The following is a 12,176-nucleotide window of genomic DNA, read 5'->3' on the forward strand; positions in this document are numbered from 1 at the left end:
TAGAAACGTTAGAGGCCAGACAAACTAAAAATCACATGATGCGAAACGCACTGTAATTCACCGTATTACCCCATTTTTATAAAAGGATATTTTATGCATCACGTTAATGCCCCTGCATTGGCGGGGGAATTTCATCGCAATTTTACCCGCGGCGCAAATTATTTAAGCAACAACAAAAAAACGTTTTCTGTATCAGAAGAGGCAGAAAATAAATTACGCGTCGCCTTACTGGAATCCGGCTGGATGATGCAGGGCATCACCTTGATGGACATGGCGGAAGAAAGCGGCCAGGCGATCACCCTTGGCGATAGCAGCCTGCATACCGGGCGTGCGATGGAGGGGCGATTTAACAAGCCGCTGGCCGTCAACGGTACGCCGTATGTGCTGGTTGAAACGGATTCCTGCGCGTCGCTGTCGTATGAGCAAATGTCACTCATTGCCAACGTAGGCGGGATTGACCATTTCACCCGGACGATGGCGGCGTTTTTTGAACGGGCAATGGCGTTAGATATTTTGCGCATCGGCTTAAATGGCGCGTTTCTCAGCCCGGAAACCAACCCGGCCAAATACCCCAAAGGGGAAGATATCAATCTTGGCTGGCATGCTGTTGCCAAACAATTTAATGGCGGCTCACAAGTGCTGACTGATGCGATCACCTTGGGAAATGGCGGCGATTTCCTGCACCTGGATGCACTGGCCAATCATCTGATCACCCAAAAGATACCGGAAGGCTTGCGCGAAGATCCGCGCCTGGTGGTATTGGTGGGCGCTGAACTGGCCGCTGCGGAACGGCTACGGCTGTTCAATATGGCAGACCGGCCAGCGGATCTCGCCGCCGCGCAGATGGTCACCAGTTCAGTGGCGGGACGCTTTGCCTTTGTTCCGCCGTTTATGCCGGGTAAACGGCTGGCCATTACCACGCTGGAAAACCTGCACGTCTACACGCAAAAACACAGCCGCTATTTCCGGGCGGAATTCATAGATGATCGTTCCGTGTATGAGCATAGCTACTGGCGTAATGAGGGGTATGCGCTGGGGGATGGTTATCTGTATGCCGCTGCCGATGAGCAGGCCATAACGCTGTTGCAGTGAGGGAGCATATGAACGATTCACAGTTAACGACCGGCTGGTTTTGCGTGGCCACCGAAGGCGCAACCATTGACGGGCGCTATATCGATCCGGCCTGGCTGAAAGACATGGGGGCGACCTATAACCCGGCGCGCTATACCGCGCTGATTTGGGGCGAGCATAAACGCACTGGCGATAACCTGGGGGAAGTGCTGGCCGCAAAACATGAGGTTATCGAAGGCGAATCCCGGCTGTTTGTGCGCATTCGTCCCACGGCGCAACTGGTCAGCTACAACGAGAAAGGGCAAAAGCTGTTTTGCTCGATTGAGATTGAAGAGGATTTCCCCGAAGCGGGGCGGTTTTATCTCAGCGGGTTGGCGGTAACGGACAGCCCCGCCAGTGTGGGAACGGATCGCATCCGCTTTAGCGCTAATCGGGCGTATTTCTCACGCCGTGGGAAACGCGCCCGGCTCAGCCAGCCGATCCCCTGCCGGTTTTCGCTGTCGCCGTCCGGCTGGTATTCAGCGATATCAGGCGGCTAAACGCAGGCAAAAAAATACCCGGTGCGGTAGGCACCGGGTAACACTCCCTTGCCATCTAACGTCATGGCTCGTCACTGAGCAGGAAACACTATGTACGCGATAACGCACCCGGTCAATCACCGGCATTCGGATAAAAATTGCTTGCTGTCGCCAGAAAACGCAGGGTATATTCTGCCCGTTGCCGCAAAATCGGCAACCGGGATTAGCAGCCTGTGTATGTTATCGGCGACACCAGACGCGCCATGCGTCTTTTTTATTGTCGCAGCCTTAGCGCACCCATTTTTAACGGCATCTATCCGTACCGAATCAATGGTGGCTCAGGCGGGGCAGTCCTCGGACTGGCCGGTTTCCGATAACGCCGGTACTGCTAACCCCGTCTGGGCTACCACCAATCAAGAGGTTAGCAGCTCCGGTGGTAGCAAATTCATTTGTTATCGGAGGCTACCGCTATGGTTGCTACCCCTACCCAAACTCACCCTGAATTTGTCTTTTTATTTCTTGCCGTGCGCCGTGCTGATGTTCACGCCGTTCCGCACCGTGAAACCGTTATTGCCCCGAATGAACGCAGTGCCCGCCGTCTGCTGGCGCGTGACTATGTGCTTGCTTTTGCTGGCCGTCTGCCGGTTGAGGGGGCGCGTCATGTTTGATAACACGCCGCTGGATCTGGAAGAAATCATCGATCAATGCCGGGCGCTGGCGTATGCGCTGGTTGAACTGGAACAGCCCCAGGCCAAAGAAATTCTGACCTTTGTTCTATGGGAGCGGCTGGACAACTTACACCGCGCTTTTCACCAGCCGGTAGCGGGGGGCGACCATGACTAATTCCCTTTTCCCTTGCGGCTACACGCAGAACGGCGAAGAACGTATACACCGAGCCTTAGAGGCCGCCGAGTGTATGGCTGACCTGTTACGCCACCATGCCGATCACCCCAATAAGCCGCTTAATTCGGACGGCCTTGCCGCCATTTTTGAATGTGTTCGTGACCAGCTCAATGGCGCGGTAGAAACCAGCGCATTCTTTGCCGGAGGGGAACGCCATGAGCGCAATTAACACGCCGACCTCACCGGCTTTCAAAATGGCGCTGCTGCGCCATTACATCGCCAGCGCCTTTATTGAGGCGATGACCGCCCAACACGGCCAGGCGGTTTATATGCTGAACGGTAGCCGTATTCCGCTGACCACCGACAAGGTGGCGATTAACATCATTCGCCATATTGAAGCGCCCTATATCGACCAGTTCGGCTGTGCGATGGGGCAACCGATGGCGGCACAGGCGCTGTATGAAATGCTCGAACCGGACTTTATGCGTGAGGCGGTGCGCCTGTCGGCGTATGGCTACCGCTGTTTGTCGGCGGTATACGCGGAGATTGCCAACGGCGCGACGGATGGCGAATTGCCGCCCGGTGCCGTGGTGGAAACGCTGACGGCGGGAGGAAAGGTGCAATGAGCCGACAAAAACTCTCCGAGACGGTGAAGGCGGCAAGCAACCGCTGGGTGCAGATATTACCGGCGTTGGGGATTACGGTTCCGGCCAACGGCAGGCACGGCGCCTGCCCGAAATGCGGCGGCACCGACCGTTTCCGTTTCGATGATAAGAACGGGCGCGGGACATGGTTTTGTTCGCAGTGCGGCAACGGCGACGGGCTGGATTTGGTGCAACTGGTCAGCGGTGACGACAACAAAACCGCCGCCGATGCGGTGGCGTCCGTGCTGGGCTTACCGGAAGTGCAACACCCGACAACCCCGCCCGCCAGGAAAGAAGCCGACGAAGCCGAAAAGCGCCGCCAGTTCAACGCCACCTATCGCAAACTGCGGGCAACTTGCGAGATAGGTGAAAGCGCCTATCTGACCAACAAAGGCTTAACGGGGCACGGCTTGCCGCTGATTAGCCAGGAGAAGCACAGCGGCGGCGTGGCGTTCCCTGCCGGTTCGCTGCTGTTGCCTCTAACCGATATTGACGGTCAGGTGACCGGGGCGCAGTTAATCAGCCCGTTGGGGGATAAACGGCTGCTGGCCCATTCCACCCTGGCGGGCAGCTTTATCACCCTGCAACCGCTACCGCTGGATGTGCCGGAGCAGGTCACTATCACCGAGGGCTACGCTACCGCGCTGACGGTGGCCGTATTGACTGAGGGCGTCACGGTGGCGGCTGTTGCCGCCAGTAACTTGCCGAATGTGGCGCAGGCGTTCCGTCAGCGCTGGCCGGATGTGCGGCTGGTGATAGCCGGGGATAACGACTTTGACGACGGCAAGGAAAACACCGGGAAGCAGTGGGCGGAGAAAGCGGCCAAAGCGGTGGATGGCTGGGTATCGCTGCCGCCGACGCGCCATAAAGCGGATTGGGATGATTTCAGGCAGGAGCATGGCCAGGAGCGCACCAAAGAGGCGTTGCGTGAGGAAATGATTTTGTTTGGCAAGGGCAAAACCCGTCTGCCGCAAGGCTTCCGGCTGACCAAAGAATACCTGTGGTTTGACAAGCTGGTGAACAAGTCGGACGGCGATACGGAAATCCGCAATATCAAGCTGTGCAGCCCGGTACGGGTGACGGCTATCACCTGCGATATGGACGGCAGCAACTACGGCCGCTTGCTGGAATGGGAGGACACCAACGGCGTAAGCCGCAAATGGGCGATGCCGATGGAGCTATTAGGCGGCAGCGGGGAAGAGTTGCGCCGGGTACTGTTGGTTAACGGCCTGTCGTACATCAACACCAACGGCCAGGCGCGGGCGCACTTGATGGAATACCTTTCTCTGTGCAAGCCAGACCGCAAGGTGACGTGCGTCAGTAAAACCGGCTGGCACGGCTCGGTGTACGTGCTCCAGGATGAAGTGATAGGCGAGGGGGCGGAATCGGTGATTCTGCAAACGTCCAGCGTTCAGGGGCGGGATTTTCGCACTGCCGGCACCCTGGCCGACTGGCGCGACCAGGTGGCGCGGTATTGCGTGGGTAATGCCCGCGTGGCGTTTGCCGTTAGCCTGGCCTTTGCCGCGCCGTTGCTAAAGCTGGTCGGCGTAGGCGGAGGCGGCTACCACCTGAAAGGGGAATCGACGGACGGTAAGACCACCACCATGAAGGTGGCGGCGTCAGTGTGCGGCGGCGCGGATTTCTGGCACACCTGGCGGTCAACCGGCAACGCGCTGGAAGGCACGGCCAGCCGCCGCAATGATGCCACGCTGATGCTTGATGAAATCCGCGAGGTAGACGGACGGGAAGCCGGGAATATCGCCTATATGCTGGCCAACGGCCAGGGCAAGGCCAGAGCCAGAACGGACGGCAGCGTAAGGGAAACGAACCGCTGGTGTCTGCTGTTTCTCTCCACCGGGGAACTGTCGCTGGTTGAACATGCCGCCAATGCCGGGGAACGCACCTATGCCGGGGTGGAAGTTCGCATGGTGCAAATCCCCAGCGATTCGGGCAAGTACGGCGTGTTTGAAGAGCTTCACGGTTTTTCGGGCGGTAAGACGCTGGCCGAACATTTAGAGCAGGCGGTGACGGAATACCACGGCGCGGCGTTCCGTGAGTGGTTGCGCCACCTAACGGCGGATTTATCCGGTATGACGGCGAAAGCCAAAGCGCTGCTGAAAACCTACACCCGCGAGTTAACCCCTGCGGAGGCGGGCAACCAGGTGGGGCGGGCGGTGACGCGCTTTGCGCTGGTGGCAATGGCGGGCGAACTGGCCACCGAAGCGGGGATAACCGGCTGGCCTGCCGGGGAAGCGCTACGGGCGGCAAAAGTCTGCCTGGATGCGTGGATGGTCGATCGCGGCCATGTGGCCAATCAGGAGGAAGCCGCCGCGCTGGAGCAGGTGAAAGACTTTATCACCCGTAACCAGTTCAGCCGCTTTGCCGACTGGCACAACGAATACAGCCGTCCGGCCAACATGGTGGGCTTCCGGCAAGTGGCCAAAGGCCATAACACCGAGGATGCGGTAACCACGTTTTACGTGCTGTCGTCAGGCTGGAAAGAAATCTGCAAAGGGTTCGACGCCAAGAAAGTGGCGCAGCTTTGCGTCAGGGCGGGCTATCTGGATGTCGTCGAAGGAGGAGGGCGCACACAGCGTTACGTCCGCCTGCCAGAAATAGGGGCTAAGTGGGTATACCAGTTTAACAGCAGCGTATTGGGTTAATTCTCTCGCACGTATCTTATTTTTACGTGGATACAGAGGATACAAAGGATACAAGCAGGAATGGCAAGGGCTGGCGTTGTATCCACACATTAAAGGCTATGGATACAGTGGATACAAACTAAGGGCTGTATCCACTGTATCCAGTGGTCAAAACGCAGTGGATACGGGAAAAGTCATTTAATATCAACACAGTATCCATTGTATCCGCCGTATCCACGCGCAGAGAAGAGATAGACAATAAAAATGGCCGTCCGTTAAGGCTTTATTCCTGGCGGGCGGGGTTAACAGAATGGAAGGAGTGAACGACATGAGGATAATGCGTGTTTACTGCCCGGAATGCGGCACGGTGGCCAGGGTGAAGAAAACCCATCGAAAGCACCCGCATATTTCCGATATTTACTGCGCCTGTACCGATGTGGAATGCGGGCATACCTTTGTGATGAATATGACGTTCTCACATACGCTTAGCCCCAGCGCGAAAACCCACGGGCATGTGATTAAGAGCGTGATAGACGGTATCGCGCCGGATAAGCGCAAGGAGATGATCGACATGCTGAGGCAGGCGCAGGAGGACGACAAAAAGGCCGAAAACGTGGACGAGCCGGAAAATTCCCTGGTTGTGGTGCGGTGTAAAATCGGGGAAAAATAAAGCGCATAACGCCGCATTGGCCGTTCTCATTTTTCAGTTATTCCAACATCACTACTCGTCTGTAAGCCCCATCCGGCAAGGGATTGCCGGAGCGGCGGCGCACTGTCTTTCCCGCCTGATTTTTTTCATTACACCACGCAAAATCGCATTGTGTATTTAAATTCAAAGAGATAGCGTGATTTTTTGCCGATTGTAGAATTGACGAAAAACGGCAAAACTGAAAAAAGCTGAAATTTGTTTCAATGATTTCAGTTGGCACCGGAACGCACCAGCCCAGCCACGGCGCGGGCTAGCGGGTTGGTTTGTAGAAAAAGAAAACTGAAAAATTTTTATGATCCGAAACTCGCAGGCGGGTGCGGTGTAGTGCCGATTTTGTCACTTTGTGTATTATTTCTATTGTCTATATAATTGAAGGGTATTTTTTGAAAGAGCATTGAAGATATATCTGACTAGATGTAACGTAGTAACATGTCGCTGTAACTGAATGTATATTTGAACTACTTATGATTACAGGATGATTTTGTTGACTCTGTGTAATATTTCTCTATTTAATTATTTTCGTGAAAAAACAAGGTAGCTATGATGGAAGAAACAGCAGAAATTCGTGATGATGTTGTTGGTGAACATCAATCTGTAGTTGACGATATTGAGCAGGGACAAGAGCCTTATGAACATATCAAAGAGAGAAAAGTAGTTATACAGCCCTATGATTATGCAGTAAGAACACTCATGGATATGATCATTGAAGAAGATTTAGTCCTTGAGCCTGATTATCAGAGGAAGTATCAATGGGATGACTTAAAAGCTTCCAGGTTTATCGAGTCGATATCTCTTAATATTCCTGTTCCAGTTATTTACTTGGCTGAAGAAAATGATGGTACTTTTAGCGTTATTGACGGGCAACAGAGGTTGACTTCTCTTTTTCGATTTTTAAAAGCTGAAGAATTAAACGAGATTTTTCCTGATGCTGAATTAAGCCCTCTAATCCTTCAAGGATTGAAAATTCTTCCTGAAATAAATGGGAAGAGTTATAAGGAAATAGATAGACAACAAAAATCCACTATTTCTAAACGTCCAATTCGTTGTATTGTAGTGCTGAACGATTCAGATGAAGCGCTTAAGTTTGAAGTTTTTGAACGGTTAAATACAGGTAGTGCTGAGTTAACAGATCAGGAAGTAAGGAACTGTGTTTATCGAGGGAGTTATAATAAGTTAATAAAAAAACTTTCTGAATATCAAAAGTTTAAGGATTTGATCACCCTTCCAGAAAGTGATGAGAAATCGATGAAGGGTGTCGAACTTGTTTTGAGATTTTTAGCCTATAAAGAATTGACTAACGAATCTGATTATTCTGATAATTATTCTGAATATTTGAATTTGCATATGGAAGATAACAGAGAAATATCATCTACTAGGCTGGATTATATTGAGGAGAATTTTAAAGGGACTGTCGATTTAATTTACGAAACATTGGGTGTGGGGATCGCTTTTAGAAAACCCAAGGTGAGAGAAAATCCAGAACCAAATGGTTTTTATAGAAATCTAATTAATGGTGCTATTTACGAATCACAGATGGTTGCCTTTTCACGAGCATTTGAACACGGTATTACGGAAGGGCTTAGAGAAAAAACATTTTCAACATTTATGAAAGATGACTATTGGAATAGCTTATTCCAGGGTACTTCAAATAAAAGTAAAGCTATTCGTAGAAGTACAGTATTAACAAAAGAATTGTTAGGCTAGCTATCATGGATTGTACTCAAATATATCTTGACAGATTTGAAGAGATAAAGCTTCTTTCACGCCTTGCGGAGAGTGATAGTAGGCTGGGAGGGGATGTCATAAAAGCCAATGCCATAACGCGATCTGGTTTAGTTCTTTTATGTGGCTATTTTGAGGGTTTTGTTCGTGAAATGTGTAAGGAGTTTGTTGAAACTATTAATGATTCTAGCATCGCAGCCAAAGATCTTCCATTAATAACTCTGTCTGAGCACTCTGTATATTGCCTCGAGAAATTTAAGAAGAAAAATGTCAATAAGTTTGATGAGTTAATTAACGGTCTTGCTTCTGGTAAATCAGTAAGTTTAGATAGTGAAAAGTTATCAGCTACTAATGCAAATCCAACCGTTGATACGATCGAAAGGATTTTTGAAGCATTTGATATGCCAAATATATTAGATGTAATTACAATGGAGGATTATTCTTTTAGTTCCATGTATAACTATGATTCTCAATTGACTGAAAAAATAAAGTCAACTGTCAAGGTTGCAGTTGGAGAAGATTCTTCAAAAGAGTTGTCAATACTTGAGGAGATTGAAAGAAAATGGGCTCCAAAGAAGAAAAGAAGAAGAGTTGGTTATTTGAATGAAATAGATGAGCTCTTAAAGAAGAGAAATAGAATAGCACATGGAGAAGGTTTCGAAGTCGTGACATATAATGAGCTATATAATACTACTAATATTATTATACGTTTATGTAATAGTTTGGTGGCAAAATTAGAAGCTAAAATATCTGAGTTAACAACTTAGCTATTATTTAACCTACTGATATTATGTGAACTAAACGATATCCATCGCTTTAGAACTACCTGACATCAATGTGTATAGAAATGTGAGTAGAATATAGATTATAAATAACAAAATTCCATTAATTACATTGTGTTATGTTTCATATTCTACTCCCTTCACTTCCAAGTTCTCTTCTCTGCATATCTCCAGCACTGCGCCATTCCAACACTCCTTAGATTGCCACAGGGTTTCGCAGAGTGTTTTAACCCGCGTGTCGCGTTCATCGATTGCGCTTACAGCGGGGAGCGTGCTTAGCGCCTCAGCGGCGTGGTGAACCAGGCAATGGGGGAGCCGGCCAATACGATAAAAGCTGGGAAGCCAAAAAACGCAGTCCGGTCGGGCTGGCCGCAAAGGGCTGGGGGATCCCCACAAATTTGGTGGAAGAGTTTCTGTCAGTGCGGCGAAGGTTTCGTGCGCACTAACCATTGTCGAATCATGCGGTTATCGCCGCACGCGCCCGACACGGGGGCTCAACGCCAGCCCCCCGAGACCCCGGGCTTTTCGCGGAAAATGATGAACCCCGTTGGGGTTCACCCTAGGGGCCAACGCAAGCGTTGTTCCATTTTGCGTTGCAAAATGGTGTCGTCGCTATGCGATGCCTTCGGCGTGCGTGGCCGCCGTTCGGGCCGCCAGTGACGGAATACTCGTCTCATCCCTGAGACTCGCCCTAACGGGCCAGCGCAAGCGCTGTGCAAAAACGTTCCAGACGTTTTTGTCCGACGCGGCACTGGTTTTCGCGGCGTCCTGCCGCTCACCCGCCGGTCCCACCCACCTCAGCGCGATTTTTACGCGAAGGGAAAAACAACATACTGTTATTTATAATAATTCATTAAATAACGTTTAATTATTTTCTGGGGATTCCTCAGCGCAAAGGGGGGAATAACGGTGTGTTTTTCCATAAACTGGCTGAAGGGAAAATCTTAATGAAAAGCCCTGAGAGGCTTTTCATATATAGGCATTTGCACAACGTTAATTACCACATCAAATCGTCGGGCACTTTAAAGTCGGCATACGGATCTTCTTCATCATGCTCTTCCTGGCTCAGCGTATGATTTAATACAATACTGCTTGCATCCCGCTGCGCAATTTTATCGGCTACGCTCGCGGGGATAATTGCGTATTCGCTCTCGCCGCCGTTATCAACAAGCAAACGGGCAATGGCAAGGCGACCGCTAATCAGCTGAGCTTGAGTAAGCTTATCCACAACTATTTTTTTAATTAAGTTATTATCCGTAAAGTTAAAGCCAATATCGCCTTTCGAAATGTCGATTCTGTTCATTTCAATGAGCTGCTTCACCTGCGCCTTATACTCTTTAGATAAAGCCGCTTGTTTTTGCTGTTCGCTTAGCTGTTTATCACGCTCAAGCTGCGCTTTTTTATTTTCTTCCACCGCCGCTCTGGCCTCACGGGCCTGAACTCGTGATTTTTTAGCCGTTCTTTGGACCTTGGCCATTTTTTTGCTGGTCACTAATCCAGCTTTTAGCATCTGCTCTTGTAAGGTGAGTTTTGTCATCTTCGTTTCCAAGATCGTTGAATAATTTGTGGGATTATACCTGTAATTTTTGCGGCGGCGCCAGGCGCAGAACCCGATCGCTGTCTGTCGGGGGCGGCGTGGCCGGCTTTCAGTATTCGGCACAATAATTCCGCTGCTGGCAGCCGGCGTGTATATTCTCGTCATACGGCGTGGCGTTGACCAGGCGCGATATCAGATGGAGAGTTCATCCGCGTGGCCGGATTGCCTTAGCTCCGCGTCTGACGTTTAACGCAATGGAAAAATAAGCCTGGCCCTCATTAATTAATGGAGACCAAATGAAAGCGTTATCAATCGTGTATCCAGCGGGTTCAAAGATTGCCTGCGGACAAAAAACGTTGGAGATACGTCGTTGGCGTCCTGACCTCGCGGAAAATGAAGAGCTTCTGATTGTGGAAAATCATAAATTTCTTATGAACGACGGAGATGAGGATTTAGGGTTGGCCGTTGCAATTATCACTATCGGCGATATTCGCGCTTTTACCGTTGATGATATCGACGCGGCCTGCGCGTCAAGCTATGAACCGGGATGGCTGGCCTGGGAGATTAAAAGCGTGAAGAAAATAGCGGAACCGTTTCCGGTAAGAGCCGCAAGGAAGATTTATCAGGTCTGACGGGGGGCGGCGGCGCGCGTCCCTAAATATCGAGCGCCTCGCATCAGCGGATTATTTTCTGTATCTCGCTGCATAGTAATCAAATAAGACCATTCCTCCCAGCATGCTGAGAGTGAATAGCGCGCCTTTGGCCGACCCGCTGCCGAGCAACACCAAGGCCGGACCGGGGCAGATTCCCGCCAGCCCCCAGCCAACGCCGAATAGAGCCGCGCCCGCCAGCAGACGACCGTCGATAGCCGTGGCGGCGGGGATATGGAAGGATTCGCCAAGCAGCGTTTTCGAACGCCGGCGGGCCAGCGCGTAGGCGGGAATCGCCATGCCGACCGCTGCGAGCATAACCAGGGATAAGGATGGGTCCCAGCGTCCGGCGATATCAAGAAAACCCAGCACCTTTTCAGGTTCCGTCATACCGGAAAGCAATAGGCCGCAACCGAACGTCAGGCCGCATAGTAGCGCCGATATATTTTTCATCAGCCGTTCCCCAATAGATGGCGCGTAAGGTATACGGTGAATGCCCCGGTCGCCATAAATGTGACGGTAGCGATCAGCGAACGCGGTGAGCGCCGGGACAGACCGCAGACGCCGTGGCCGCTGGTGCAGCCAGAGCCAAGACGCGTACCGAAGCCGACCAGGACGCCGCCGAGCATCAGCACGGGCCAGGAGGTTTCAATGCTGCTTTGCGCCAGCTTTCCCAATAAAGAGAGCGGCAGCGGCGCGGCTATTAAGCCGGCTAAAAAGCACAGCCGCCATGATAGCCCGTCGTCCGGCCGGCGCCATATTGCGCCCAATATTCCGCTGATCCCGGCGACTCGGCCATTAAGCAGCAGCAGCGCCGCCGCACCGAGGCCGATCAACGCTCCGCCGGCCAGGGAGGGTAGCGGCGTGAAGTTGCTCCAATCGATCATCTTTTGTGCTCCTTGGCGTCAGCGTATCAGGTTGCTCTGAACGGCAGCCGCGCGGATAATATTTACGGCGCTGGTCGAGACGATAGTTCGATAACAATATATGAATTTAAATATTATCACTCTGAGGGGGACGCAGAGAAGCGATTTTATCGTCTTTATTAGAGGGAGCCG

The 12,176-nt window shown here is 51.4% G+C and carries 14 protein-coding genes and 1 pseudogene; 12 read left to right on the forward strand and 3 right to left on the reverse strand.

Annotated elements, in window-relative coordinates:
- Positions 1 to 93: 93 nt before the first annotated feature.
- From VSX58_RS09675 to VSX58_RS09725, 11 genes and pseudogenes are all read left to right on the forward strand, one after another.
- Complete coding sequence (locus tag VSX58_RS09675; RefSeq protein WP_327617856.1) at positions 94 to 1,092, forward strand: P2 family phage major capsid protein; 999 nt, start codon at positions 94 to 96, stop codon at positions 1,090 to 1,092.
- A gap of 8 nt (positions 1,093 to 1,100) precedes the next feature.
- The gene (locus VSX58_RS09680; RefSeq protein WP_327617858.1) at positions 1,101 to 1,610 is read left to right on the forward strand and encodes a GPO family capsid scaffolding protein; all 510 of its coding nucleotides are present in this window, start codon (positions 1,101 to 1,103) and stop codon (positions 1,608 to 1,610) included.
- A gap of 216 nt (positions 1,611 to 1,826) precedes the next feature.
- A pseudogene (locus VSX58_RS09685) lies at positions 1,827 to 2,003 on the forward strand (ash family protein); the annotation flags it as partial.
- A 56-nt stretch (positions 2,004 to 2,059) separates the two neighbouring features.
- The gene (locus VSX58_RS09690; RefSeq protein ID WP_327617906.1) at positions 2,060 to 2,257 is read left to right on the forward strand and encodes a host cell division inhibitor Icd-like protein; all 198 of its coding nucleotides are present in this window, start codon (positions 2,060 to 2,062) and stop codon (positions 2,255 to 2,257) included.
- On the forward strand, positions 2,250 to 2,432 hold the full coding sequence (locus tag VSX58_RS09695) for a hypothetical protein (RefSeq protein WP_327617907.1): 183 nt from the start codon (positions 2,250 to 2,252) through the stop codon (positions 2,430 to 2,432). The genes VSX58_RS09690 and VSX58_RS09695 overlap by 8 nt, the downstream gene beginning before the upstream one ends.
- On the forward strand, positions 2,425 to 2,661 hold the full coding sequence (locus tag VSX58_RS09700) for a hypothetical protein (RefSeq protein WP_327617860.1): 237 nt from the start codon (positions 2,425 to 2,427) through the stop codon (positions 2,659 to 2,661). Before VSX58_RS09695 ends, VSX58_RS09700 begins: the two co-directional genes overlap by 8 nt.
- Complete coding sequence (locus VSX58_RS09705) at positions 2,648 to 3,058, forward strand: hypothetical protein (protein WP_327617861.1); 411 nt, start codon at positions 2,648 to 2,650, stop codon at positions 3,056 to 3,058. The genes VSX58_RS09700 and VSX58_RS09705 overlap by 14 nt, the downstream gene beginning before the upstream one ends.
- Positions 3,055 to 5,739: a DUF927 domain-containing protein gene (locus VSX58_RS09710; RefSeq protein WP_327617862.1), complete on the forward strand. Its 2,685-nt coding sequence runs from the start codon at positions 3,055 to 3,057 to the stop codon at positions 5,737 to 5,739. Before VSX58_RS09705 ends, VSX58_RS09710 begins: the two co-directional genes overlap by 4 nt.
- Before the next feature lie 307 nt (positions 5,740 to 6,046).
- A complete protein-coding gene (locus tag VSX58_RS09715) occupies positions 6,047 to 6,388 on the forward strand; it encodes an ogr/Delta-like zinc finger family protein (protein ID WP_327617864.1) in 342 nt (113 codons plus the stop codon).
- A gap of 579 nt (positions 6,389 to 6,967) precedes the next feature.
- Positions 6,968 to 8,131 carry a DUF262 domain-containing protein gene (locus VSX58_RS09720; protein WP_327617866.1) on the forward strand — a complete coding sequence of 388 codons (1,164 nt, stop codon included), beginning with the start codon at positions 6,968 to 6,970 and terminating at the stop codon, positions 8,129 to 8,131.
- A gap of 5 nt (positions 8,132 to 8,136) precedes the next feature.
- A complete protein-coding gene (locus tag VSX58_RS09725) occupies positions 8,137 to 8,916 on the forward strand; it encodes an MAE_28990/MAE_18760 family HEPN-like nuclease (protein ID WP_327617867.1) in 780 nt (259 codons plus the stop codon).
- Positions 8,917 to 9,928: 1,012 nt separating this feature from the next.
- Here the strand turns inward: VSX58_RS09725 and VSX58_RS09730 are convergent.
- Positions 9,929 to 10,468 carry a DUF2058 domain-containing protein gene (locus VSX58_RS09730; RefSeq protein WP_327617868.1) on the reverse strand — a complete coding sequence of 180 codons (540 nt, stop codon included), beginning with the start codon at positions 10,466 to 10,468 and terminating at the stop codon, positions 9,929 to 9,931.
- Between the two features lie 296 nt (positions 10,469 to 10,764).
- On the opposite strand from VSX58_RS09730, the gene VSX58_RS09735 reads away from it, so the two are divergent.
- The gene (locus VSX58_RS09735; RefSeq protein ID WP_327617869.1) at positions 10,765 to 11,100 is read left to right on the forward strand and encodes an ASCH domain-containing protein; all 336 of its coding nucleotides are present in this window, start codon (positions 10,765 to 10,767) and stop codon (positions 11,098 to 11,100) included.
- Between the two features lie 51 nt (positions 11,101 to 11,151).
- Here the strand turns inward: VSX58_RS09735 and VSX58_RS09740 are convergent, their stop codons facing one another.
- Together VSX58_RS09740 and VSX58_RS09745 are read right to left on the reverse strand one after the other, a co-directional pair.
- The gene (locus VSX58_RS09740) at positions 11,152 to 11,571 is read right to left on the reverse strand and encodes a DUF6691 family protein (protein WP_327614085.1); all 420 of its coding nucleotides are present in this window, start codon (positions 11,569 to 11,571) and stop codon (positions 11,152 to 11,154) included.
- Positions 11,571 to 12,005, reverse strand: coding sequence for a YeeE/YedE family protein (locus VSX58_RS09745; protein ID WP_327617870.1), 435 nt, complete (start codon positions 12,003 to 12,005; stop codon positions 11,571 to 11,573). Before VSX58_RS09745 ends, VSX58_RS09740 begins: the two co-directional genes overlap by 1 nt.
- Positions 12,006 to 12,176 lie beyond the last annotated feature (171 nt).

Origin of the sequence: Brenneria populi (genome assembly GCF_036016195.1) — a bacterium.
Classification (GTDB): Bacteria; Pseudomonadota; Gammaproteobacteria; order Enterobacterales; family Enterobacteriaceae; genus Brenneria; species Brenneria populi.

Coding starts and splice junctions, on each gene's coding strand:
- VSX58_RS09675 (WP_327617856.1), top strand. CDS start 94: ATGCATCACGTTAATGCCCCTGCATTGGCGGGGGAATTTCATCGCAAT.
- VSX58_RS09680 (WP_327617858.1), top strand. CDS start 1,101: ATGAACGATTCACAGTTAACGACCGGCTGGTTTTGCGTGGCCACCGAA.
- VSX58_RS09690 (WP_327617906.1), top strand. CDS start 2,060: ATGGTTGCTACCCCTACCCAAACTCACCCTGAATTTGTCTTTTTATTT.
- VSX58_RS09695 (WP_327617907.1), top strand. CDS start 2,250: ATGTTTGATAACACGCCGCTGGATCTGGAAGAAATCATCGATCAATGC.
- VSX58_RS09700 (WP_327617860.1), top strand. CDS start 2,425: ATGACTAATTCCCTTTTCCCTTGCGGCTACACGCAGAACGGCGAAGAA.
- VSX58_RS09705 (WP_327617861.1), top strand. CDS start 2,648: ATGAGCGCAATTAACACGCCGACCTCACCGGCTTTCAAAATGGCGCTG.
- VSX58_RS09710 (WP_327617862.1), top strand. CDS start 3,055: ATGAGCCGACAAAAACTCTCCGAGACGGTGAAGGCGGCAAGCAACCGC.
- VSX58_RS09715 (WP_327617864.1), top strand. CDS start 6,047: ATGAGGATAATGCGTGTTTACTGCCCGGAATGCGGCACGGTGGCCAGG.
- VSX58_RS09720 (WP_327617866.1), top strand. CDS start 6,968: ATGATGGAAGAAACAGCAGAAATTCGTGATGATGTTGTTGGTGAACAT.
- VSX58_RS09725 (WP_327617867.1), top strand. CDS start 8,137: ATGGATTGTACTCAAATATATCTTGACAGATTTGAAGAGATAAAGCTT.
- VSX58_RS09730 (WP_327617868.1), bottom strand. CDS start 10,468: ATGACAAAACTCACCTTACAAGAGCAGATGCTAAAAGCTGGATTAGTG.
- VSX58_RS09735 (WP_327617869.1), top strand. CDS start 10,765: ATGAAAGCGTTATCAATCGTGTATCCAGCGGGTTCAAAGATTGCCTGC.
- VSX58_RS09740 (WP_327614085.1), bottom strand. CDS start 11,571: ATGAAAAATATATCGGCGCTACTATGCGGCCTGACGTTCGGTTGCGGC.
- VSX58_RS09745 (WP_327617870.1), bottom strand. CDS start 12,005: ATGATCGATTGGAGCAACTTCACGCCGCTACCCTCCCTGGCCGGCGGA.